We start from the raw sequence: 24937 nt of genomic DNA on the forward strand, positions 1-24937 counted from the left end.
TATCTCTTTATCGTTATTGTTTTAGTCGGCAGCTTGAAGTGGCTGGGTTATTTTGCGTAATGGTTCAAATACAGCGGCTTTTCCAGAAACCTTCGCGCTGAAGCTTTGCATCATGTCATTAGGTTGAAACATGCCGGACTGCCAGGTAGCCATGTAACTGAGGCTGTCATGCAGGCTGTGATCCCGAGCATAGTTGATCATCTGCTTGGTGCCAGTGATTGCCAGAGGGGAGTGGGCAGCAATCTGTTGGGCAATGCCCATTACTGCATCCAGCATCGATGCCTGATCCGGGAAGGTCTGATTTACCAGTCCGGATGTTTGAGCTTCCTGAGCATGCATTTTACGTGCGGTATACGCGAGTTCTCGGGCGAGCCCAGACGGTATAAGGCCTGGTAAACGTTGCAGGGTCCCCAGGTCTGCAGTCATGCCCAGCGCCGTCTCTTTTACGGTGAAATAGGCATCCTCAGTGCAGTAACGCATATCAGTGGCACACACCAGATCCAGAGCGCCGCCTATGCAGCCACCCTGAATCGCGGAGATAACCGGAAAGCGTGCGGTTTCCAACACCATAAAACATTCTTGCAGTTGCATAACCAGACGGCGCACAGATTCTGCTCTGCGACCGGCTTCACCATTGAACAGGCTTTGGTCCGGCTGAGTAAAAACCTCCAGATCCATTCCGGAACAGAAATGTTTGCCCTGAGAACTGATGACCAGTACCCGGGTGTCTCCCTCAATATCCAGCGCTCTGATGGCTTCCGGAAACTCTATCCAGAAGTCCCTGTTCATGGAGTTGCAGGCTTCGGGGCGTTTAAATTCTAGCCGGGCAATGTGGTTCTCAACGTTGAGGTTAAAACAGCTATAGCTCATCTGAAAACAATCCTGTTTAGGTTTTTGTTATTAAACTAGACGGTGTCAAGATAGTGATCTATTTTGACACTGTCAAGATTGGTTGATAGATTGCGTTCATGAACAGTAGAAAAAAACCATATCACCACGGTGATCTCCGGATTACCTTGTTGCAGGCAGCCACGGATCTGATTGCTGAAGGGGGCGTTGAAAGCCTCTCTATCCGCAAACTTGCGGACAAGGCAGGCGTGTCTCGCACTGCGCCTTATCATCACTTCAAAGACAAAAATGAACTGCTTTGCGCAATAGCAGAACAGGGCTTCCATCTTCAGGATCAATTGATTGAAGCCTTGAACGAAAACGCTAAAGAGCTGAATCCTGTAGAGCAGTTTGAGCGCTATGTGATTACCTACATCCGCTTTGCTGATGAGCAACGCGAAACTTATGACCTGATGTATGGCCGCGATATCTGGAAAACCGGAGAACCTACGCAGACATTGCAGGAAGTGTCCCGAAACAGTTTTCGCGTTTTGCTGAACTGGGTTGAAGAGCTGCAAGCCGAGGGCGTTTTTGAACCTTCTTTACCTGCATTGAGGATCGCTCAGTCTGCCTGGGCTTCTATTCATGGTTTGTGTAGGTTGTTTAATGACGGTATCTATGTAAATCGTGAAGATCTGCAGGATATTGCCCGTACATCGGTGCAGTTACTGATTAATCAGAATTACCCGGCAGAGGCAGAAAAGTGATTCAGTTCAGCCATGCTAACGGATTCCCCGGCAGTTGCTATGGCCACTTGTTCAGCTTATTACCTGAGCATGAAGTCAGCTGCGTTGAAAAGATGGGGCACGGGGATTACCCACTGAATGGCAGTCTGCGTAATTACGCGGAGGAACTGATTGCTGAGATCGAACAGCAGCATAATAAGCCCGTAATTGGGGTTGGTCATTCAGCCGGAGCTGTTGTCACCCTGATAGCCGCTGCGTTAAAACCTGAACTTTTTAGACAGGTTATCCTGCTCGATCCGGTGGTATTCAGTAAACGCAAACGTTATGCCTTGAAACTGTGTAAGGCCCTGGGCCTTATGGATCGGATTACTCCTGCCGGAAGAGCCGCTAAAAGGCGGGCTCAGTTTGCCAGTCGTGAAGAAGCGGAAGCTTATTTTGCAGGTAAAAGCCTGTTCAAAGATTTTCATCCTGCATGTTTTGCTGACTATATCAAACACGGTTTAACCGAAAACGAGCAGGGTGTTGAGCTGAGCATCTCAGCAGATATCGAAGCGGATGTTTTTCGCAATGTCTTACTGGATGTACCCCGGTGCCTTAAGCGTGTACGCGGTACTGTCATCTACGGTCGTAAGAGTCATTTGTTTAACCGTCATGATAAACGCTGGTGGCAACGCAACTTTCCTGAAATGAATCTGGTTGCTGTTGATGGCGGCCACCTTTTCCCTCTTGAATCCCCGGAAATCACAGCTGAACTTATTAATTCAGCGCTTTCAAAATAAGCCTGCCCTCGATTCTCCAGTCACCTGTTTATCAGTCATCAGCTATCAGCCATTTGGACTTTGGTAGAGAGTGGTTCTAATTAGGAAAAACTCCTAAAGAAATTTCTGACACAGCGTCTACTATTATTAGATCACGTCAGTAGGAGTGGGTTGATGAAAGCGAGTGTGGATATCCCGGTTGAATGTAACCAGTGTTTAGAGGAAGTCATGCAAGATGCGATGGCAAAAAAAGAACTCGACTGGGAACGTTATGGTCGTGAAATGCCTCAATGCAAGGAATGTTTACAAGCCCTGAAAGAGGATATGGAAAAACCATTGGAACAGGATTGAGTTTTAACCCAAGTGAGCAAAGAAGTTAGCAAAGACTGCTGTAACAGCTAATACACTTCAGAATTCAAATGGAAAGCCCTCCATATGAGAGGGCTTTTTGTTGTTACCTTGCTGGAGATAACTTGTTATTTTCCCAGTCGACGGATCGCCTGAGGGGTAAAGTCTTTATGCTTGAAGCGCTGGGTAAAGTCGAAACCATCACCCTCTTCATTTGTCAGACTGCCAACCAGATAACGGCCGGATTGAAGGTCGTACAACGCTTCAGCCGTCAACCAAGGCACGTTCGCATCCCGGTACTGGAACTGGTGTGCTTCACCTACGCGCCATAGCTCGCCACGACCATCATAGTGATCTACAACAGCGATCTGCCAAGTGTCTTCATCAATGTAGAAGGTACGTTTGGCATAAATATGGCGTTCACCCTCTTTAAGCGTAGCTTCCACTTTCCAAACACGATGCAACTCGTAACGTGTTAGCTCAGGGTTCATATGTCCTGGCTTCAGGATGTCATCATAAGTCAGACCGCGATCTGCCAGTTTGAAACTGTTATACGGGATATACAGTTCCTGCTTGCCTACCAAGTTCCAGTTATAGCGGTCGGGTGCGCCATTGAACAGGTCCAGGTTGTCGGTAGTACGCTGACCATCACTCGCTGTGCCTGGTGCGTCGTAAGCGATCTGCGGTGCGCGACGCACTCGACGCTGACCCGCGTTATAAGTCCACGCCTGGCGAGGTTGGGTCACCTGGTTCATGGTTTCATGCACAAGCAATACGTTACCGGTCAGACGTGACGGTGCCTTAACCTGCTGGACAAAGTAGAAAAGAATGTTTTCATCTTTCTTCGGATCAGCACCACCTTCCAGTGATGTAGGCCAGGTCATTTTCTCGTTAATCTTAACCGCTGTGTAGCTACCGTTTGCCTGGACAGGAACCTGCACAAATGTACGTTCCAGTGCGCCGCCTCGATAGCGGGTCATGTGGTTCCAGATAACCTCCAGACCATTTTCAGGAACAGGGAATGGAACAGCGGTAGTAAAACCGCTTAAGCCGTTACCCCCATCAGTAAGGTTAGCTTTAGTCGCATTCTCTTTGGCTGCAGCATAAACATCTGCAGGTAATGCGGCCGTACGATGAGATGGGTACACGGGAATTGAATAGCTATCCGAGTACTTCTTCAGCATCGCAATCTGCCCAGGGGTCAGGTTGGCTTTGTGCTGATCCATGTTTGCTGCCGTAATAGTGAACAGCGGTTGTTCGCTTGCAAATGGATTTGTATAGCGATCCGCCGAGCTTTCTAACCCGCCTGTCCATGCCGGAATGGTACCCGCAGCATTACCTGCCTTTTCCGCACCTATAGGCGTAAGTGTATCGCCGAGCTTAGCGGCTTGCTCTGGTGTGGTTGCTGCGTACAGTGTTGACGATGCAACCATCAGGGCAGTGCTCAGCAGCAATTTCTTTGTGTTAAACATATATCTTTTCTCCATTAACTGCTGATCTTAGAACGATACAGATGCGCTGAGTGAAATAAAGTCGCGGTCTTCAATTTCGTTAAAGTCGCCACCGAAGTAATCCGTGTAACTCAATTGTACTGAGTATTTGTTCAGATAATCAGCGGTTAGGCTAAGGCCAAGCGTTTTTTCACCTTCTCTAAAAGCTGCTCCTGGGGCTGGACCGAAGCCATCAATACCATGTTTGAAACTGATCTGAGGGGTGAGGTTAACTCCTGCAAATGCATTAGGGTAGTTTAGATTTGCTCGCAGAACATAACCGTAAGAATCTTGAGTTACAAAACCGTCGTTGTCTCCAGCGGTGTAACCATAAGCTCCGTGGCGACCAAACTTGATAGCATTAGCACTCTCATCCAGACCATGAACATGAGTCCAGCCAAATTCACCTACAAGCGTTAAGCGGCTAGCACCCAGAACTTGATCGTGAAAACTGATAAGGCTTGTTTGTAGTTGGGTAATATCGAATAGTTTATAACCGTCGATTTCAGTACCGCTTCCGCCTGCGACACCTGCTTGAATATGAGCATCTAATCCAGCATTTCCGGTATCACCGCCGCTAAGAACACCAGCGATTAATGATGTGCCATTAATCTGCATTGGCGCATCCATTTTGTGGCTGATTTCACCTGACCAAGCAACATCGCCAATATTAGTGTTGAAACTGAAGCCTAGCATTTCAATGTCTTCTGGGTATTCTACAAAATACTCTGAAGCAATTGTGGGAACAGGCAAATCGGCCGTTTTATATACGCCGCTAGCGATGGGCACTCGGCTATGGTACTTGGCTGCATAGAAGCCAAACTCTGTATTATTGAGTTCTTCTGAAAAATAGCGGAAGGAAATACCAAACTGTCCATCATCATCTGCCTCGCGTCGTCCATTATCATTGCGAGATACTATATATGTTGAGGCAGGTATTGCTGGAGCGGGGTCGTCAGGGCCATCTATATCAACAAGTGTGCTGCTGAAATATGTTTCATCTGAAACTGCTGCTAGTGCTCCCTTGTTGATTCTTACCCCGTCACAACCTTCTGCTACAAAGTCATTAGTTGAAAAGTATGTACCGCAACCATCGATTGCTGTAGGTTCCCATCCGATTTGGTAGAAGCCTTCGATACTTAAGTTATCTGTGATGCCTAAAGATGCAAAGGCCATGTTGACTGGCAGCAGCCCTTCTTTAACCTCAGCTCCTGCACGTCTAAATGCATTTACATCAAATGGATTAATGACATTCAGGCCACCTTGGATAAAAGTACTTTCACCCCAGTTCACTACCTGACGACCGATACGAACATCTAAGGGTTTTTCACCCAAATCAAATGCGCCATACCAATAGGCGTCTAAGATTTCGAATCCTGAGAATTTTGCAAAGTCATTGAAACCCGAATCGTCTAATTCAGTGTCTGGAGTATAGCTATTTGCTGTATGGCCGTGACCACGAGCACCTGATTCTAACTCAGCGTCATACCAATATTTCGCTCTAGTAAAGACACCCATGTTTTCGTAGCTTAGCTCTAAATCATGAACGCCTTTAACAATCTGGGAGAAGGTTTCACCCTTTTTAAAGTTCTGGGTAGCGTCATCGTAGTTACCGGAGCCTTTGCTGGTGCCTCCATTGACTGGAGAAATCAAATTGGAAGAAGGATCATCCATACGCCAGCTTGCACCGACAGAGATTTGAGAGTCAAAACGTCCTTCAATTTCTCCCAGATTAAATTCAATCGCCTGAGCTTGGCTCATGAAAACTACACTGCCTATGAGGGTAGGCAGAAGACGGCGGGAGAATGCCGGGGATTGGTTTTTGCTGCGCTGCAAAATCCGGTTTTTTATTGCCATTTCGTTCACCTGACTTCTTATTTTTTTAAAAGGTTCTGACTATATATTTATAGATTTTAGTCAAAACATCCAAAAATACTGAATAAATAGAGGGTTAAAGCTCTATATGCAGGTTTTTGGATGTTAGTAAGCATTGTCGGTCTTAAAACAGTTCTCAATGACAATTGCCGCCAAGCTTAGTAACAAATTTGTTCTTTAGGGTTGAAAAAAATGACCTTAAGTGCCAAAAATAAAAATGGGAAGTGCGTTTCTGGTTAACAAAAAACAGGTTAGAGAAGCAATGGAACGTAAGATAACGGTTCCTGCTGGCTACGTGCGGCAGTTACTGAAACTGGTTGAAGAGCAGGGTTATAGTGTTGATGAACTGCTGAACTATGTTGGTATCGATTCAAGCATGATTGATACCCAAACAGAGTTTCCGGCGGATAAGTTTGGACTGTTGTATCAGCGAATCTATTACATTGCGCAGGATGAATATTTTGGCATGTTGAGTGGAGGAAAGGTGCCTAATGGTACCTTCCGGATGATGTGCCATTGCCTGATTCACTGTAAAACTCTTGAACACGCCATCTATCGTGCCAGTGATTTCCATGAAATTTGTCGTGGCACACAGGTCAAACCTTTTCTGGTGAGAAAAGGCCGATACGCCAAGGTTTCTTTCACCACTACTGATGCCTCTGGAATGGATCTGGAGGAACTGTTGAAGGATTCTACACCGGAAAAAATTCGGACCTCTTTGTCGATGTGGCATCACTTCTTATGTTGGTTGCTGGGCGCCCGACTGGACTTGAAAGCGGCCTATCTGTCATTTCCGGAACCTGAAGATATCTCCTTATACAAAACCGTTTTCCAGTCTGAAGTTAAATTCGATCAGCACGATAACGCAATTGTTTTCCCAGCAAGATTCCTCGATTACCCCATCGTCCAGACCCCGGATACGTTGCGAAGCTTTCTGAAAACGGCCCCTTATCAGTTGATTGTGATGGTAGATGACGATGCCAGTCTGAAGGCTCAGGTAGTTGCTCTGATTGGTAAGGATTTCAGCCAGGAGTTGCCGAGTGCAGAAGACATTGCCTACAGGCTGCACATGTCATTTTCCACCTTGAGACGGAGATTACTTGAGGAAGATACTTCCTATCAAAAAATTAAGGATGAATGCCGCAAAATGGCAGCTTTGAATTATATGAATTCACCGCAGCTTTCGATTAATGATGTGGCCGGCTTGATGGGCTTTGAGGAGCCATCGGCATTTTTCCGATCCTTCAAAAAATGGACCGGGATGACACCGGGTGAATATCGCCGCAGTGACACCTATTGCCAGCAATTAGAGCAAACATAAACCGCGCTGAGGCCTATAATTGCTGAGTTTTTATAGCGTATGAATTTTTTTGTCAGTAGATAAGGCTTGAATTGTTATTGTTTGGGGCGTGCTCTGAGAAGATCATGAATTAAGCATTTCCCAAATGTAAAAACGCTTTCGAAGAATAATAAAAGCAGGCCGGAATGTATTCAGGCTTGCGAGGAACGGAGCAACATGAGCGATGAGTGAGTATCGTTTTCCTTATCAGGATGCATTGTTTGTATTAAATGACTTGGTGGGTCTTGAACAGATTTGTCATCAGGCAGGGCTTGATGAATTCGCTGAAGGCCTTGGTGAAGCTGTGCTTGATGAAGCGGCTAAGCTGGGCGAAGAGCAACTGGCCCCACTTAACCGGGTAGGCGATCTGAAGGGTGCAACCCTTGCTGATGGTAATGTTCAGCAAACCGAGGGTTTTTCTGAGGCTTACCAGCAGTTTTGTGAGGGTGGCTGGCCATCTCTGGCGGGCAACCCGGAATTTGAAGGGCAGGGGTTGCCTTTATCACTGTCTGTTGCTGTGAATGAAATCTGGCAGTCTGCAAACCTTGGTTGGGCGCTTTGCCCGTTGCTGACTCAGGGGGCAATTGAAGCGATTGAAACCCATGGTAGCGAAGAGTTGCAGAATACCTACCTGCCTAAACTGATCAGCGGTGAGTGGACAGGTACCATGAACCTGACTGAACCCGATGCCGGCACCGATCTGGCCGCTCTGAAAACCAGAGCCGTCCCTGAAGGTGATCATTACCGTATCACCGGACAAAAAATCTTTATCACCTGGGGTGATCATCAGATGACAGACAATATCGCTCATCTGGTATTAGCCCGGTTACCGGATGCGCCAGCAGGCGTGAAGGGTATCTCTCTGTTTGTTGTGCCTAAGTTCATGCTGGATGCAGAGGGTAATATCACTGACCAAAGAAACGATGTGGCCCCTGTTGCTCTGGAGCATAAGCTGGGTATTCATGGCAGCCCGACCTGTGTCATGAGTTTTGGTGATAACGGCGGTGCAGTGGGTTATCTGGTGGGTGCTGAGAACAATGGTCTCGCATGCATGTTTACCATGATGAACGATGCTCGTCAGGCAGTAGGATTACAGGGGTTGGCAATATCTGAGCGCGCATACCAGCATGCGCTGGCGTATGCCAAAGACCGTATCCAGGGAACCCTTCGGGATGGTTCTCGCATCAGCATCATTAAACACCCGGATGTACGTCGTATGTTACTGCAGATGAAATCGGGTACTCAGGCAATGCGGGCCCTTGCATATGTGGCGCGAGCAGAAGCTGATCGCGCTAAAAATGCGCAGGATGAAGAGACAAAAGCGATTCACCATGCACGTACCGAACTCTACACCCCAATTGTAAAGGGTTGGATGACTGAGTTGTCTCAGGAGCTCACCTATCTGGCTGTGCAGGTTCATGGCGGTATGGGTTTTATTGAGGAAACCGGGGTTGCGCAGCATTACCGTGATGCACGTATCCTGACCATTTACGAAGGCACAACAGGCATTCAGGCTCTTGATCTGATTGGCCGTAAGACCCTCATAGATAAAGGTGCGGCGCTATCTGCATTGCTGGAAGAGATTAAAGCTGATCTGGATGGCATCAACTCCGAAGCCATGAGCGCTATTGTAAAAGCGGTAGATTCAGCTCTCGATGATGCTGATGTTGCGCGTAAGTGGGTACTTGATAAAGGAGCTAAAGACCCCGCTGCAGCAGGCGCTGCCAGCGTGAACTTCATGATGTTACTGGGTTACCTATGCGGTGGCTGGTTGATGGCGAAGTCCGCGGCTATTGCAGAAGGCAAGCTAGGGGCACCTGATGCAGATAAAGATTTCCTCGAGAGTAAAATCGTCTGTGCGCGTTTTTATGCTGAACAGTTATTACCAAGAACCGGCGCTCTTCTTAAGGCGATGCAGAGCGGTGGTGAAGCGGTAATGGCGCTTTCTGAAGATCAGTTTTAAGCAATAACAGCATAAGTGAGGTTTACGATGAGTGAGATAACGCGCGAATCCATGGAGTTTGATGTTGTTATTGTAGGTGCAGGCCCGGCGGGTTTATCCGCCGCCTGCCGACTGATGCAACAGGCAAACGAAGCAGAGCAGGAACTGACTGTCTGTGTAGTAGAAAAAGGGTCTGAAGTGGGCGCCCATATTCTCTCTGGCGCGGTGATTGAAAGCCGTGCTCTGGATGAGCTGTTCCCGGACTGGAAAGAGCTGGGCGCACCGCTCAATACTCTCGTCACAGAAGATCAGATTTTCCTACTGAAAAACGAAGAAAAGTCCGTTCAGGTACCGAATGCGTTTGTACCCAAAACCATGCATAACCATGGTAACTATATTGTCAGCCTGGGTAATGTTTGCCGCTGGTTGGCGGAGCAAGCGGAACAACTTGGCGTAGAAATCTTCCCGGGTTTTGCCGCTGCTGAAGTGCTGTACAACGATGATGGCAGTGTTAAAGGCATTGCCACCGGTGATATGGGCATCAGTGAATCCGGCGAGCAAAAAGACAGCTATATGCCGGGTATGGAACTGCATGCGAAATACACTATCTTCTCAGAAGGCTGTCGTGGTCATCTGGGTAAAGAGCTGATCGAGAAGTTTGAACTGGACTCAGAAGCGGATGCGCAGCATTACGGCATCGGTATTAAAGAACTTTGGGATATTAACCCGGAGAATCACAAGCCAGGTCTGGTTCTGCACGGTTCAGGTTGGCCTTTAAGCGATGGCGCCAGTGGCGGTTTCTTCCTCTATCACACCGAAGGTAATCAGGTGGTAGTGGGTCTGATCATTGATCTGAACTACAGCAACCCCTACCTGAGTCCATTTGATGAGTTCCAGCGCATGAAGCACCATCCAGTACTGAAACAGTACCTGGAAGGTGGAAAGCGCGTTTCTTATGGCGCTCGAGCAATCACCAAAGGTGGTTTCAATGCTCTGCCGAAGATGACCTTCCCGGGTGGTATTGTTGCTGGCTGTAATGCCGGTACGCTCAATTTCTCCAAGATTAAAGGCACGCATACGGCAATGAAATCCGGCATGCTGGCCGCAGAAACGATCTTTGAAGCTCTGATTGAGGGATGTGAAGGCGGTAAAGAACTTAACAGCTTCACCGATAAATTTGAAAGTTCATGGCTCTATGATGAGCTGTTCCGCTCCCGAAACTTTGGCCCTGCATTGCATAAGTTTGGTCCGATTATGGGTGGTGCCTTTAACTTTATCGATCAGAACCTGTTTAGCGGCAAGATCCCGGTCACCCTACACGATGATAAAGAAGACTATGCACAGATACGGCCGGCCAGTGAATGCACACCGATTGACTATCCAAAACCGGATGGTGAGTTGAGCTTTGATAAGCTGGGTTCAGTGTTCCTGTCGAATACTAACCATGAAGAAGATCAGCCTTGTCATTTGCAGCTTAAAGACAGCTCAGTGCCGTTGCAACAAAACCTGCCGAAGTTTGCAGAACCTGCTCAGCGTTATTGCCCTGCGGGGGTGTACGAAGTGGTTGAAGATGATGCCGGACAGCACTTCCAGATTAACGCCCAGAACTGCCTGCATTGCAAAACCTGCGATATCAAAGATCCGGCTCAGAATATACGCTGGGTAACGCCAGAGGGTATGGGCGGACCGAACTATCCGAACATGTGAGGATGTGTAGTGGTCAAGTAAAACTGGCCACCACTTTGTAGTCATTCCAGTATATTTCTTCTGCCAAATTCGGTGGCAACATCCCGTTATGCTGATGCGGCCTTTGCTGGCTGTAATATCCAACGATGTAGTCAGTAATTGAGTTCCTAGCCTCTGTTATTGAGGCGTAACCTATCTCTGGAACCCATTCGGCTTTCAAGCTGCGGAAGAAACGCTCCATTGGAGCATTATCCCAGCAGTTGCCGCGTCGACTCATGCTCTGTTTTATCTTGTGCCGCCACAGTAGCCTACGATACTTCACACTGGTGTACTGGCAGCCCTGATCGGAGTGGAACAGTAGGCCTTCAGGTCTACCCCTTAATTCAAAAGCCATCGTTAGGGCTTTACTTGTCAGGTCACTATCTGGATTAAGAGAAAAAGCCCAACCAACAGGTTTGCGAGCATATAAGTCCAGTACGACTGCCAGATAGGCCCAACGCCGCCCCGTCCAGATATAAGTAATATCGCCACACCATACCTGGTTTGGAGCCGCAGACTTAAATTGTCTTGCCAACAGATTGGGGGCAACGGGATGCTCTTGTGTTGCTTTCCTAATAACGGTGCTTGGGTTGCTGGCAACTAAACAGTTGTAACTCTGACATCAGTTTGCCCGCAACATAACGACTGAGCGGTGTGCCTGAGAGCGTCACCATAGCTGCTACACTTCGTGCACCTGCTGAACCCTCGCTAATGCTGAAGGCCTCTCTGACTTTCTCTTTCAAAAGGATGCGAGCAGGGTTTTCCCCTTTGGCATAATTCCGCCAGTATTTGTAACTGCTACGGTGTACGCCGAATAGATGGCATAGTCGTGTTGCAGAGTAGCTCCCTTGAAGTCGACGTATTACCGCAAACCTTTCAGCTCGTCGGACATCAAGAGAGCTGAAGCCTTTTTTAATATCTCTTTTTCCATCTCAAGCTGCTTTACCTGCTTCTCCAGCTCTCGAATACGACGTTGCTCTTCTGTCATCGGCGTGGCTTTGGGGGATTCTCCTTTACGCTCTGCTCGCAGCTGTCGAACCCACTTATCCATGGTGGATTTACCCACGCCCATTGCTTCAGCAGCCTCTCGTACCTTGTATCCTTGATCGACAACAAGTTGCGCTGATTCTAGACGAAATTCGGGGCTAAAGTTAGGTCGTTTTGGTTTTGTCATAGTGTCACCTGTGTAGTCAGGAGGCGATCATATCACCTCTAATCAGGTGGCCAAATTCACTATGCCACTACAGTCCGGCCATGTAGGATTAAGTGATAAAGCACTTTTAAAACTAGATTTTGAGTTGCCTATAAAGCGTAAAGCATTACTCAGTGATAACAGTGGCTGGAAAAGTTATGACATAAGCATTCAGGCAGAAGTAAGTAGTTCTAGTTTCACTTTTGATCTATCGGTAGGAGTTGATTATTCATCAACATGCCCCTGTTCTGCTTCATTGGCAAGACAGCTTTTGCAGGAAAAATTCTCTGCAGATTTTACTACCAGGGAAACAGTGTCAGTTTCTGAAGTTGAGGGATGGTAATTGAGTGCCAACGGTTCACATGCGACACCGCATAGCCAGAGAAGTAGGGCAACTGTAACCGTGAGACTGGGTAAAAGCTTCGAGCATTTCCCAATTTTTGAGCTGATAAATAAGGTAGAAAAAACCTTGAAAACTCCGGTACAAACTGCGGTTAAACGAGAGGATGAACAAGAGTTTGCGAAAAGGAATGGGCAAAACTTGATGTTCTGCGAGGACGCCGCGCGGAGAATTAAACGCGAGTTAAGTCTGGATCCAGTCTACACGGACTTCAAAATCAAAGTGGAACACTTTGAGAGCTTACATGCGCACGATGCTGTTGCCATGGTGGTAAAAGGGGTTCCTGGCGGTTTGAGCTATTCGTAGATCCTTGAGCATATGCTTTTTGTCGGCAATTTACGGCTGTTCTATCGGAAGTTAATTAACAGTGCATTTGCCAAACATTGTTTGTAGGTTCCAGCAGGTTATTATACGTAAACAGCCACCATGATTTGGACAGGAATTTCTTCTTTTGGACTCTAAGAAGACCTCCTCATAAGTCGGTTTAAAATCTTCATAAGTATGCTCATTTTGAAGCCTTTTGGCTTTTTGTTTTGTTTCAAAAAATTCTTTCTTGCTTATGGCATAAGAGATGTTATCATCCGTGCAATCGTTTCATTCTTGCCCAGACAATCGAGCTAATATGCGCTTGTAAGTAAGATTATATAGTAGTTTGAAACAATGGCTGTTTACTTTACTGAAGATATGCTCTCAAAGCGTTTGTTTACGTGGCTGCTAAGCATTCACATGAAATGAAACATTTCTCTTTGAACTTATTAAAAGACGCTGTAAACAAGTAATATCGGTTATTCCAGGGGTGCGCTTTAGCGCGTAAGAGTTTCAGACTCTCCCCACTAAAAAAGCGCATACCTCAGGTTGCGCTTTTTTTAATTCATAGGACACTCAGTCATGTTGCAATCAATGCGTGATAATTCACAAGGGATTATTGCTAAAGTTCTGGTTGGTTTGATCATTGTCGTTTTCGCTCTGTGGGGCGTTGACTCACTGGTCGGCCTAGCTACAGCCGAACCACCTCCCGCTGAAGTCAATGGTAAAGCCATTACTAAGAATGAGCTCTATCGTGGTATCGATCTGCAACGTCGACAAGTTCTAACTCAAATGGGCGACAATGCTGATCCAGCCATGTTAGACGATGTTGTTCTACGCAAAGTGGTTTTGGACAATCTCATAGATCGCAACGTACAGATCAGTGCAGCAGAAGAGCTAGGGCTTTTTGTGTCTGATCAAATGCTGGACCAGATGATCGTTGCAACGCGGGAGTTTCAGGTTGACGGTCGATTCGATCGCAACCAGTTTGAATCCGCTCTACGAGGAGCTGGTTTTACTCCTTTGACGTACCGTGAGCTTCTTAAGAGTGAAGCGCTGATGAATCAGGTGCGCGGTGCTTACGAGCAGTCAGCTTTTTTAACCGCTTCGGAACTTGATCATCTTCTTGCTTTGAATACACAGACGCGTGATATCCGAGTGGCGCGTTTCTCTGTTGACGCTGATTCACAGACAGTGAATGATGCGGATGTGCAAGCTGCTTATGACAGTATGGGCGATCAGCTAATGACCCAAGAGCAGGTCGTTGTTGACTATGTTGTACTGGACCAAGCGGATTTTGTTGACCCAGACAGTGTGACCGAAGCCGAAATTAACTCTGCCTATGATCAGTTAAAAGCCGGTTTTGAAGGTGGTGAAGAGCGTTCTGCTAGTCACATACTCCTTGAGATAAGCGATGCCCAGCCTCTGGATGCAGCGCTGGCAAAGGCTGAAGAGATTCGTACGAAGTTGGCGGCCGGCGAAAGCTTCGCCTCACTAGCTGCTGAGTACTCACAAGATATTGGTTCAGCTAATTCAGGCGGTGATCTAGGTTACCTGACGCCAGGCCTTTTTGAAGGTCCCTTTGATGATGCTCTGTTCTCATTAAATGCCGGCGAGTACTCTGAACCTGTCGAGACCGAGTTTGGTGTACACATCATCAAGTTAAACGATGTACGTGCTAAAGAGGTGCCAGCACTGAGCGAAGTGCGCGAGGATCTCATCTATGATGTTGCTGAAGCGAATGCAGAAGAGGTTTATGTCAGCGCACTAGAACGTTTAACGGATTTGGCCTTCTCTTCAGGCGACCTTGCCGTGCTTGCTGAGGAGCTGTCACTCGAGATACAAACCTCAGAGCCTTTGACTCGTAATGGTGGGACTGGCGATTTTTCTGACCAGAAACTGGTTCGTGCAGCCTTCTCTGATGTTGTGACCAAAGAGCGTCTAAACTCTGACCCTATTGAGGTGAGCAGTGGTCGTACCTTTGTTCTTAATATGAATGAATTACGACCCGCACGTCAGCTTGAACTTGCTGAAGTGCGTGATGATTTAGTCAGCAGGCTTAAGTCTTCCCAAGCGGCTAAACAGGCCTTTGAACAGGCTCAAAATGCTCTGACTGCTGCACAAGAGGGAAAAGTTGACCTGGAGTGGACTGCAGTGAAATCGATTGCACGCGGTGCAGCCGTTGATCTTGAACCTCAGATTGTAGAAGCAGCTTTTGCTATGGCACGTCCAGAGGGTAGTGCAGACTATAAGGTTGTCCAGCTCTCTGATGGTACAGCGGCATTGATCACTGTCGATGCTGTTGGAACCTCGCAAGAGCAGATTGCTGAAGAGCTTCAGACACAAATTTCAACCATGTTGGCTGCCGGTGAGGGTAGTCAGGCATTTAGAACGCAATTTGAAACACTAAAATCAAACGCTGAAATCGTCATTAATTAAGTCGACTTCAGTGAGATAGCCGCTCTTTAGCGGCTATTTTTTTCAGTTGCACGTCGGTGCGCCTTTAACGTTAAGGTAAAAGAGAATGAAATTGGATCAGGTATTTGGCATTCATGCTGTCACAACGCTGTTAAACCGTGACCCTGAGAGGGTAAAGCGCCTCTTTATTGTTCAGGGACGCGTTGATCCGAAAGTAGAGAAGATTCTAGCCCTAGCTGCCCAGGCCGGTGTTCATGTTGAGACTATCAGCAAACATCGTTTGGATGAGCGTGTCGATGGTGTTCATCAAGGGGTGTTGGCCGAAGCGAAACCTCTACCCATTCTAGGTGATAAAGAGTTGTTTAAGCTGATGGATGAGGTTGACCAAACACCTCTTCTGCTAGTGCTTGATGGTGTTACTGACCCTCACAACCTAGGTGCATGTCTGCGTACCGCTGATGCGGCCGGTGTCGCAGCTGTCATCGCCCCTCGTGATAAATCAGCGCCATTAAATGCGACAGCGATTAAAGTTGCCTGTGGCGCAGCGGATGCGGTGCCCTATTTTCAGGTAACCAATCTAGCGAGAACCCTTAATCAGCTTCAGGAGCGTGGAGTGTGGATTGTCGGAACGGCGGGTGAAGCGAAAGGTTCCATTTACCAAACAGATCTAACCGGTCCATTAGCGCTTGTCATGGGCGCTGAAGGCAAGGGGATGCGCCGCTTGACACGAGAGCAGTGTGATCTGTTGATTAAGATCCCAATGGCGGGGGAAGTCTCCAGTTTGAATGTTTCGGTAGCAACCGGTGTTACCCTGTTTGAGATCGTCAGACAGCGATCAAAATAACTGCGTCGCGTATTTGGCTAGCATCCACTCCTCATCCGTAGGGACGACCTGCACTCTGACTTTGGATGATTCAGTGGCAATCTCAATTTGGTTGCTCTGGTTTAGTTTGTTATCGATCTCTAGGCCTAGCCAAGCCAGTTGACTGCACACCTTTTCTCGAATGAGTGGGGCATGTTCGCCAACGCCAGCAGTGAAAATGACTCTGTCTAATCCACCCAATATTGCGGCTAACCGACCAATCTCTTGGGTAATGTGATAGCAGTAGTAGTCGACGGTAAATTTCGCTTCCTGCTTAGTCGACTCGATCAGGGTGCGCATATCGCTGCACAGTCCCGAAAGACCCAGCCAGCCACTCTGTTTGTAGAGCATCATTTCCAATTGGTCAGCACTCATTCCTTCACGCATCAAATGAATCATCACGCCAGGATCTAAATTGCCAGTTCGTGACCCCATCGGTAAACCGTCGACTGCTGAGAAGCCCATGCTAGACGCTCTAGAGACGCCGCCCAACATGCCGCAAGCCGATGAGCCTGCTCCCAGGTGGAGAACGACAGTTCGCTCTTCTGGGTTTTCACAGAGTTGTTGGGAGTCTGCTATATAGGCATACGACAGCCCATGAAAACCGTAACGACGAATACCCATGTCACGGATCGATTTAGGCAGTGCATAGCTGGTTTCAAGCGCTGTTTGGCCTGCGTGAAACATCGTATCGAATGAGACAATATTGAGTGACTCGGGGTGAGCCTCAAGAACCTGTTCAATCAAACGAATATTGAATGGTTGATGCAGCGGAGCGAGGGAGTTGAAACTCTTTAATTGCTCAAGAATTGCATCATCAACCACTTCGGATTTAGAGAATATACCGCCACCATGCACTACGCGGTGTGAAACGACTAATGAGTCATCCTGCAGTTTAAATCGGTTAAAAAGTAGTTCTACAACCTGCGCATGAATCTTTGCGGAGTCTATGAGATCAACCTTCGAAATATCGATGCTCTCTCCATCTACCTGAAGTGATAGATGTGGAGAGCCAACTCCCGTCAATGATGCACTGGCAAGTTTGCTTAACACGCCATCCTGCGAGTTATAGAGCGCAGCTTTCAAGCTGGATGAGCCTGCGTTGAGGGTGAGGATATTCATGATTAGATCTTACGGCGGTGATGCACCATGTATGATGCCAATGCACAGCTTGCTAAGCGAGCTACTACACCATCGGCACGGCTCGTTAGAATAATGGGAACACGAGCACCTACTGCAATTCCTGCAGACTTAGCACCAGCAAGATAGATGAGCTGTTTAGCGATCATGTTGCCGGCTTCAAGATCAGGTGCTACGAGAATATCTGCCTCCCCGGATACCGGAGAGTTGATATGTTTATCAATGGCCGCTTGGCGAGAAATGGCGTTGTCAAAAGCAAGCGGGCCATCGATAATTCCGCCGGTGATCTGTCCGCGATCTGCCATTTTACAAAGTGCAGCAGCATCCAGCGTGCTCTGCATGTTGGCTTTAACTTTCTCTACTGCAGCAAGCACGGCAACTTTAGGGTTCTCATTACCTAGAGCATGCGCAAAGTCGATTGCGTTTTGTACTATGTCTCGCTTCGTCATTAGATCGGGAGCGATATTAATTGCAGCGTCGGTGATGATCAGTGGCTTGTGATAGCTAGGGACATCAAAAACAAAAATGTGACTTAAACGGCGCTCTGTTCTAAGACCGCTGCGTTTATCGAGGACTGCTGAAAGTAGTTCAGAGCTCCCAAGAGAGCCTTTCATCAAACTATCGCCTTCACACTGCTGTATCAACTGACATGCGACTTCAGCCGCTTCATGACTGTGTTCTGTATCGATAAGGCGAAAAGCCTTGATATCAGCATTGAGCTCCTCAGCGGCAGCTTCAATTTTTGCTTTAGGGCCAACCAGCGTTGGCTCTATCAGACCTTGCTCTGCGGCCTCTAAAGCACCGCCGAGACCATTGCCATCAACCGGATGCACAACCACCGTTCTAATAGGCTTTGCGTGGCGCGCCTGTTCGATAAAGAACTCTAGCTGATTGTTTTGTGGCAGGTCTTTAATCACAGTCATTTTAGATCCTATAGTGGCGTCTTAAGAGTGTCAGTGTATGGTGGCCATCCCATCGCTTTACCACCTAGAAGGTGGAGGTGAATGTGGTACACCGTCTGACCACCATGATCGCGACAATTGATGACAGTTCGATAACCATCTGCAGAAAATCCTTCCTGACGTGCGATTTTTGCAGCCGCAATATTCAGATGGCCAAGAACTTCTGCGTCTTCATCGGTTGCATCATCGAGAGTCGAGATATGTTTGCGTGGAATAACTAGACCATGAAATGGGGCCTGTGGGTTGATATCCATAAACGCGATGACGTGTTCATCTTCGTAAACGCGCTTGGCTGGAATTTCACCAGCGACAATCTTACAAAACAGACAATCCATGCCTAACTCCTTATTAAAGTGTTGCAGTAGACAATACCAGACCGGCCAGTATCAGTGCACTCCCAGATGCCCGATTTAACCAGGCTCTACCTTTTGGATCTTGAACAAACCTGCGCAGACGGGCTGCGATACCCGAGTAACCAGTCATCACTATCCAATCAACTAATACTAGTGTCAGGCCAATAATCCAAAGCTGAGGTGCCTGGGGTTCTGCTGGATTCAGAAATTGTGGCACTAGTGCTAGTAGAAACACCATGCCCTTAGGGTTGGTGATATTAACTAAATAGGCGCGAATAAAGCGCTCTCGCTTCTTAAGAGGCTCAGCGTTATGAAGCTCGAGCTCAGCCTGCGAACGGATAATCTGAAAGCCCAGCCAGACAAGGTAAGCAGCGCCAGCATATTTGATTAGAGTGAAAAGAGTGGGGGAAGTTGCAATGAGCGCACCGAGACCGAAAGAGACTACCAGCATCTGCGTGCCATACCCACAAATGAGCCCAAATACGGCAGGTGCTGCACCTCGTAAACCATTCGAGAGCCCAAAACTCACAGCGGTAGCAAAGCCAGCGCCAGGGGATAGCGAGATCATGATGGCTGCGCTTAAAAGGGCAAGCCAGAGTTCAAGGGACATAGAATTTGCTCAGTCGTTAGAGCTGTTAATTTAGGCTGTCTCGCGACGGTAGTCGAGTACCCTGTCAGTGATCCCAGCACTTAGCCACATAAAGAACAGTGCGACCCAAGCGGTGAGGGCCATTACTGCACCACCAGTAACACCAGCACCAACTGCACACCCGCCCGCAAGCATGCCGCCAAAGCCCATAAGACCGGCTCCAACCAAATAGCGTGAAAGGCCAGTCTCTTCGGTAAAGGTTTGAATTTTGAACTCTTTTGTTATCCAAGAAGCCAAGAATGAGCCCGCAAATACGCCGACAACAATGCCGATATCGAACGACAGAGGCACCTCTGGCTCGTTGATCAGTGCCATTAAAGTATCGGCTGATGGTCCAGTAAAACTGACGCTCTTCACCGCGATAATGTCAAAGGAGTTGCTGGCATGCCAAGAGGTTAGTGCCCAGCCCAGAGCAACACTTAATCCGACCATGACGGCACCAAACTGCCAGTAGATTCTGGGTGAGGTTCTTTTTGCCAAATAGAAAGCGGCGACAAATAGAATAATACCGAATCCTAATGCCCCAAATTCTGGGAGCCAAAGTGACAGATCACGTGATGATCCATCGATTAGCCACCAAGATGAGATCTCATTTCTAGCGGGAGATAGAATACCTCTTAGCGCAGCTTGAGAGACAACGGTGACCACCAGTCCTGCAATGAGTGCTCGTAGATTACCGGTCGCAGATAGAACTAGAAGGCGGCTCGCGCAGCCTCTAGCCATGACCATGCCAATACCAAACATGGATCCACCAATAATGGCTCCAGACATAGAGCCTGTCGTTACCAGCTGCCGAATGCTGCTTTTCTCGAGATTGCCGTTCAGCATCAATAACTGCGTCAAAATAAGCGCTGTCGAGAAGGTAAAGAGCCAAATGGCGAATTTAGGACCAGGCTTGTTGCGCCAGAACTCAATGCAGGCCGCGCGTAGACAGAACCGACTCTGCTGAGCAAAGACACCAAACACCAATCCGGTGATCAAACCTAAAAGAACGGCAACCTCTCCGCTGGAGTAGGCATCTAAAAACTCAGGCATAGTCGTCTCTTATAAAAGGGTAATATCATTATTTTGCCTTGATCAATACTGAAGTGCGAGTAGTTTGGTTGGATCTGTTGACGGACATCAATGCTGATTTTAGGCAATAAAAAAGACCCCGAAGGGTCTTTGATAGGTTAAGTAGAAAATCAACCGTTTTCGCGGGCGATCGCTCGGTAAGCGATATCAGTGCGGTAGTAGGCGTCTTTCCAACTTACTTGCTTTAGAAGTTCGTAAGCGCGTGCTTGTGCGTCGGTTACTGTGTCGCCAAGTGCAGTGACACAAAGAACACGACCGCCGGCTGTCACGACATCATCACCATTTAGGGCTGTGCCTGCGTGGAAGATTTTGCTGTCAGCTGGAAGTGATGCAGGAAGTGAAATCACATCGCCTTTGTTGTAATCACCAGGGTATCCACCGGCAGCCATAACAACGCCAATGGATGGACGAGGATCCCATTGAGCGGTTGTTTTGTCTAGCTCGCCACGAAGGGCTGCTTCGCAGAGTTCAACAATGCTCGACTGAAGACGCATCATGATCGGTTGCGTCTCTGGGTCACCAAAGCGGCAGTTGTACTCGATTACTTTAGGTGTGCCATCGGCTGCAATCATTAGGCCTGCATATAGGAATCCAGTGTATCGGTTACCCTCTGCAGTCATACCGCGAACGGTTGGGTAGATCACTTCGTCCATGATGCGCTGGTCGATCTCTGGTGTAACCACTGGAGCCGGAGAGTAAGCACCCATGCCGCCAGTGTTAAGGCCAGTATCACCATCACCAACACGTTTGTGGTCTTGGCTGGTTGCCATTGGCAGAACGTTTTCGCCATCGACCATGACGATGAAAGAGGCTTCCTCGCCATCTAGGAACTCTTCAATAACAACACGGCTACCGGCATCGCCAAAGGCATTTCCGGCAAGCATATCTTTGACAGCATCTTCAGCCTCTTCAAGTGTCATCGCGACGATAACGCCTTTACCCGCTGCTAGGCCATCCGCTTTCACAACGATTGGCGCGCCTTTCTCACGAAGGTAAGCAAGTGCTGGTTCGATCTCTGTGAAGTTTTGGTACTCTGCCGTTGGGATCTCTTGGCGTGCTAGGAAGTCTTTAGTAAACGCTTTAGAGCCCTCAAGCTGTGCAGCGCCTGCTGATGGACCGAAAATTGCTAGGCCTTCTGACTGGAAGTAATCCACGACACCATCGACTAGCGGTGCTTCAGGACCTACGATGGTCAAGGCAACGCCGTTCTCTTTAGCGAAGTTGGCAAGAGCAACTTTGTCCATGACATCGATCGCGACGTTTTCAATACCAGCTTCAATCGCTGTACCTGCATTACCTGGAGCAACAAAGACAGTATTTACACGTGCATCTTTAGCGGCGCTCCAAGCTAGCGCGTGTTCACGGCCACCTGAGCCAATTACTAGAATATTCATATCGTTCAATCCCTTTAACGCTTAGTGGCGGAAGTGGCGCATGCCGGTGAATACCATCGCCATGCCATGCTCATCAGCAGCATCGATAACCTCTTGGTCACGCATTGAGCCACCTGGCTGGATAACCGCTTTGATACCCGCTTCTGCTGCAGAGTCAATGCCATCACGGAATGGGAAGAAAGCATCAGATGCCATCACCGAACCAGCAACTTGTAGGCCTTCACCCGCCGCTTTGATACCCGCAATTTTAGCTGAGTAGACACGACTCATCTGGCCTGCACCGATACCGATAGTCTGGCCATCACGAGCGTAGACAATGGCATTCGATTTAACGAATTTAGCCACTTCCCTGCAGAACAGTAGATCGCGGATCTCCTGTTCAGATGGTTGACGCTTAGTGACAATTTGAAGCTCAGATGCGTTCACCATGCCTAGATCACAATCTTGCACCAGTAGGCCACCGTTGACACGTTTGTAATCGAAAGCTGCACCAGGCTGTGCCGCAAATTCACCACACTCAAGTAGACGAACATTGGGTTTAGCGGCAACGATTTCGGATGCCTGAGCGCTCACTTTTGGAGCAATGATCACCTCGACAAATTGACGATCAACGATCGCTTTTGCTGTTTCTGCATCAAGTTCGCGGTTGAATGCGATGATGCCACCAAATGCTGAGGTAGGATCTGTCTGGAAAGCGCGGTTGTATGCTTCCAGAATGTTGCCGCCAATGGCGACACCACAAGGGTTAGCATGTTTAACGATGACACAGGCAGGCTCTTTGAAAGGCTTAACGCACTCAAGTGCCGCATCAGTATCGGCTACGTTGTTAAACGAGAGCTCTTTACCCTGAAGTTGACGAGCGGTTGAAACGCTGGCTTCAGTTGCGTTCTCTTCAACGTAGAAGGCTGCACGTTGGTGTGGGTTTTCACCGTAACGCATGTCTTGAACTTTGACGAACTGAGTATTGAAAGTGCGTGGGAAGGTCTCTGGCTCTTCCACACCCACTCGAGCACCAAGATAGTTTGCAATCATGCCGTCGTAAGCAGCAGTGTGTTCAAACGCTTTAACAGCAAGGTCAAAACGGGTGTTGTAGTTAAGACCCTTGTTGGCTTTAAGGTCAGCGATGATTGAATCGTAGTCAGAAGCGTTAACGACAATTGCGACATCTTTATGGTTTTTGGCAGCAGATCGAACCATGGTTGGGCCACCGATATCGATGTTTTCAATGGCCATCGGAAGATCACAATCTGGACGTGCGACGGTCTCTGCAAAGGGGTATAGGTTGACAACCACCATGTCGATTGGGTTGATGCCATGCTCAGTCATCACCGCATCATCAGTACCGCGACGACCCAAGATCCCGCCGTGCACTTTAGGGTGAAGGGTTTTAACGCGGCCTGCCATCATCTCTGGAAAACCCGTGTAGTCTGAGACTTCAACGGCTGCGATGCCTTCATCACAAAGCAGTTTGTAAGTGCCGCCAGTTGATAGGATTTCAACGCCTTGAGCAGTCAGTTCACGGGCAAAATCTACGATGCCAGTTTTGTCTGACACGCTGATCAGAGCGCGACGAATAGGAGTGTATGAGTCGTTAGACATGAGGCTTTCCATTTTTCAGAGATTTAAAGAAGATCATACTGCTTCAACTTTTTGCGAAGCGTGCCGCGGTTCAGGCCAAGAAGCTCTGAAGCACGGGTTTGGTTATCTTTGGTGTAGCGCATAACAGCTTCAAACAGCGGTGCTTCTACTTCAGTCAACACCATTTGATAAACATCACTTGCGGGCTGTCCATCTAACGTCTTGAAGTAGGTCTCAAGTGAAGATTGAACACTCTCACGCAGTGTTGGTGTCTGGGTTTCTGTTGTTATTTCAGAGATATCGAGATGTTGCATTGTATCGTTACTACTCACTACTACGGTTACCTAAATATTAAGCAGCTTGGGCACGATCAAAATATTGATCGAGGGCGTTAAGCTGCTCTTCAGCTGTTTCCAACTGATTAAATTCTTTTCTAAAGCCAGTCACATCGCTAACTGATTGCAGATACCAATTAAGGTGTTTTCGGGCGATACGAACGCCCATTAACTCTCCATAAAACTCGTGCAGAGCTTTCAGGTGGCGATTAAAAATAGAGTGTATTTCTGAAAGAGTGGGTGGCGCTATTTTTTCACCATGACGCAGATAATGATCAATCTCTCGCAAAATCCACGGGGTGCCTTGCGCTGCACGACCGATCATGACTGCATCAGCACCGGTGTAATCCAAAACAAAACGCGCTTTTTCTGGGGTGGTGATATCGCCATTAGCAATGACAGGGATGCTGATGTTCTCTTTAACGGATTTAATGGTCTCGTACTCAGCGTCACCAAGGTACTTATCTGACCGGGTTCTTCCATGAACGGTCAGCGCGGCTATACCAGCTTGTTCAGCCATTTTGGCGATGGTGAGTGCGTTGCGATTGTCTGGAGACCAACCAGTCCGAATTTTTAGGGTCACTGGTATATCGACTGCATTGACCACGGCTTCCAATATAGATTCGACCAGAGGTTCATCTTTCAGCAGTGCTGAGCCAGCTGCTTTATTACAGACTTTTTTAGCCGGGCAGCCCATATTGATGTCGATGATTTGTGCGCCACGCTCTGCATTTAACTGAGCAGCTAATGCCATCATCTCTGGATCGCCACCCGCAATCTGTACGGAGCGAGGCTCCGCTTCGCCTTGATGGTTTAGGCGAAATGAGGACTTGCGTGTGTGCCAAAGATTTGGATCTGACGTCACCATCTCTGACACAACAAGGCCTGCACCCAGTTCGCGACAGAGTTGTCGAAACGGGCGATCAGTCACACCAGCCATTGGGGCTAGAGCAACTTGAGTGTCAAGGCTGTATGGACCAATCTGTAACATCAAAAACCTGCCACAACGAGGGTGTAACTCCAATGAATTGGAATGTCCGTCGTTGGTTATGAAGGGCGCATATAATACTCTTCACGGACCGAGGGTCCAAGACGTTTTTGAATAAAAAATGATCAATTTTGGGGTTGACAGGCTAACTAGGGAACCTGCGAACAAGTCCATAATTTCTCAGCGTGATCTGAAACATTCAGATACAAGGCGGATTGTGCAACTAATGGCCATC

The 24937-nt window shown here is 47.9% G+C and carries 20 protein-coding genes and 2 pseudogenes; 9 read left to right on the forward strand and 13 right to left on the reverse strand.

Annotated elements, in window-relative coordinates; genetic code table 11:
- Positions 1-21: 21 nt before the first annotated feature.
- Positions 22-870: a crotonase/enoyl-CoA hydratase family protein gene (locus XMA127_RS02600; protein WP_173483347.1), complete on the reverse strand. Its 849-nt coding sequence runs from the start codon at positions 868-870 to the stop codon at positions 22-24.
- 98 nt (positions 871-968) lie between these two features.
- On the opposite strand from XMA127_RS02600, the gene XMA127_RS02605 reads away from it, so the two are divergent.
- From XMA127_RS02605 to XMA127_RS02615, 3 genes are all read left to right on the forward strand, one after another.
- The gene (locus XMA127_RS02605) at positions 969-1595 is read left to right on the forward strand and encodes a TetR/AcrR family transcriptional regulator (RefSeq protein ID WP_173483346.1); all 627 of its coding nucleotides are present in this window, start codon (positions 969-971) and stop codon (positions 1593-1595) included.
- Positions 1592-2353, forward strand: coding sequence for an alpha/beta fold hydrolase (locus XMA127_RS02610; protein ID WP_173480466.1), 762 nt, complete (start codon positions 1592-1594; stop codon positions 2351-2353). The genes XMA127_RS02605 and XMA127_RS02610 overlap by 4 nt, the downstream gene beginning before the upstream one ends.
- 153 nt (positions 2354-2506) lie before the next feature.
- Positions 2507-2683 (forward strand): hypothetical protein, encoded by a 177-nt coding sequence (locus XMA127_RS02615; protein ID WP_173483345.1) that lies wholly within the window; start codon positions 2507-2509, stop codon positions 2681-2683.
- 125 nt (positions 2684-2808) lie between these two features.
- Here XMA127_RS02615 and XMA127_RS02620 read toward each other — a convergent pair whose 3' ends face one another.
- On the reverse strand, positions 2809-4152 hold the full coding sequence (locus XMA127_RS02620) for a DUF1329 domain-containing protein (RefSeq protein WP_173498884.1): 1344 nt from the start codon (positions 4150-4152) through the stop codon (positions 2809-2811).
- A 27-nt stretch (positions 4153-4179) separates the two neighbouring features.
- The gene (locus XMA127_RS02625; protein WP_173498885.1) at positions 4180-6027 is read right to left on the reverse strand and encodes a DUF1302 domain-containing protein; all 1848 of its coding nucleotides are present in this window, start codon (positions 6025-6027) and stop codon (positions 4180-4182) included.
- Between the two features lie 280 nt (positions 6028-6307).
- Between XMA127_RS02625 and XMA127_RS02630 the strand changes: the two genes are divergently transcribed.
- The 3 genes from XMA127_RS02630 to XMA127_RS02640 all read left to right on the forward strand — a co-directional run bounded on the left by XMA127_RS02630 (position 6308) and on the right by XMA127_RS02640 (position 11033).
- Positions 6308-7366 (forward strand): AraC family transcriptional regulator, encoded by a 1059-nt coding sequence (locus XMA127_RS02630; RefSeq protein WP_173480469.1) that lies wholly within the window; start codon positions 6308-6310, stop codon positions 7364-7366.
- Positions 7367-7568: 202 nt separating this feature from the next.
- Positions 7569-9347: an acyl-CoA dehydrogenase gene (locus XMA127_RS02635; RefSeq protein ID WP_173480470.1), complete on the forward strand. Its 1779-nt coding sequence runs from the start codon at positions 7569-7571 to the stop codon at positions 9345-9347.
- 27 nt (positions 9348-9374) lie between these two features.
- Entirely contained in the window at positions 9375-11033 is a 1659-nt protein-coding gene (locus tag XMA127_RS02640) for an electron transfer flavoprotein-ubiquinone oxidoreductase (protein WP_217361981.1), read from the forward strand.
- A 13-nt stretch (positions 11034-11046) separates the two neighbouring features.
- On the opposite strand, the pseudogene XMA127_RS02645 reads toward XMA127_RS02640, so the two are convergent.
- Positions 11047-12225 (reverse strand): annotated as a pseudogene (locus XMA127_RS02645) (IS3 family transposase).
- Positions 12226-12256: 31 nt separating this feature from the next.
- Here XMA127_RS02645 and folE2 point away from each other — a divergent pair.
- The 3 genes and pseudogenes from folE2 (at position 12257) to rlmB (ending at position 16211) form a co-directional block, all read left to right on the forward strand.
- Positions 12257-12949: pseudogene (gene folE2 / locus XMA127_RS11835) on the forward strand (GTP cyclohydrolase FolE2).
- A 582-nt stretch (positions 12950-13531) separates the two neighbouring features.
- On the forward strand, positions 13532-15388 hold the full coding sequence (locus tag XMA127_RS02660) for a SurA N-terminal domain-containing protein (protein ID WP_173498886.1): 1857 nt from the start codon (positions 13532-13534) through the stop codon (positions 15386-15388).
- A gap of 85 nt (positions 15389-15473) precedes the next feature.
- The gene (gene rlmB, locus XMA127_RS02665; RefSeq protein WP_173498887.1) at positions 15474-16211 is read left to right on the forward strand and encodes a 23S rRNA (guanosine(2251)-2'-O)-methyltransferase RlmB; all 738 of its coding nucleotides are present in this window, start codon (positions 15474-15476) and stop codon (positions 16209-16211) included.
- On the opposite strand, the gene XMA127_RS02670 is transcribed toward rlmB, so the two are convergent.
- From XMA127_RS02670 to dusB, 9 genes are all read right to left on the reverse strand, one after another.
- A complete protein-coding gene (locus tag XMA127_RS02670) occupies positions 16203-17351 on the reverse strand; it encodes an acetate/propionate family kinase (protein WP_173498888.1) in 1149 nt (382 codons plus the stop codon). The genes rlmB and XMA127_RS02670 overlap by 9 nt on opposite strands.
- A 2-nt stretch (positions 17352-17353) precedes the next feature.
- Positions 17354-18292, reverse strand: a complete 939-nt coding sequence (locus tag XMA127_RS02675; RefSeq protein WP_173483339.1) for a bifunctional enoyl-CoA hydratase/phosphate acetyltransferase — start codon at positions 18290-18292, stop codon at positions 17354-17356.
- An 8-nt stretch (positions 18293-18300) separates the two neighbouring features.
- Complete coding sequence (locus XMA127_RS02680) at positions 18301-18666, reverse strand: histidine triad nucleotide-binding protein (RefSeq protein WP_173483338.1); 366 nt, start codon at positions 18664-18666, stop codon at positions 18301-18303.
- Positions 18667-18679: 13 nt separating this feature from the next.
- On the reverse strand, positions 18680-19294 hold the full coding sequence (locus XMA127_RS02685) for a LysE family transporter (RefSeq protein WP_173498889.1): 615 nt from the start codon (positions 19292-19294) through the stop codon (positions 18680-18682).
- A 30-nt stretch (positions 19295-19324) separates the two neighbouring features.
- The gene (locus XMA127_RS02690; protein WP_173483336.1) at positions 19325-20368 is read right to left on the reverse strand and encodes a YeeE/YedE family protein; all 1044 of its coding nucleotides are present in this window, start codon (positions 20366-20368) and stop codon (positions 19325-19327) included.
- 149 nt (positions 20369-20517) lie between these two features.
- Entirely contained in the window at positions 20518-21801 is a 1284-nt protein-coding gene (gene purD / locus XMA127_RS02695; RefSeq protein WP_173498890.1) for a phosphoribosylamine--glycine ligase, read from the reverse strand.
- 21 nt (positions 21802-21822) lie between these two features.
- Complete coding sequence (purH, locus tag XMA127_RS02700) at positions 21823-23400, reverse strand: bifunctional phosphoribosylaminoimidazolecarboxamide formyltransferase/IMP cyclohydrolase (RefSeq protein WP_173498891.1); 1578 nt, start codon at positions 23398-23400, stop codon at positions 21823-21825.
- Between the two features lie 23 nt (positions 23401-23423).
- The gene (gene fis / locus XMA127_RS02705) at positions 23424-23693 is read right to left on the reverse strand and encodes a DNA-binding transcriptional regulator Fis (RefSeq protein ID WP_173480755.1); all 270 of its coding nucleotides are present in this window, start codon (positions 23691-23693) and stop codon (positions 23424-23426) included.
- 37 nt (positions 23694-23730) lie between these two features.
- Complete coding sequence (dusB, locus tag XMA127_RS02710) at positions 23731-24705, reverse strand: tRNA dihydrouridine synthase DusB (protein ID WP_173480482.1); 975 nt, start codon at positions 24703-24705, stop codon at positions 23731-23733.
- Positions 24706-24937 lie beyond the last annotated feature (232 nt).

Source organism: Marinobacterium sp. xm-a-127 (assembly GCF_013283425.1).
Classification (GTDB): domain Bacteria; phylum Pseudomonadota; class Gammaproteobacteria; order Pseudomonadales; family Balneatricaceae; genus Marinobacterium_E.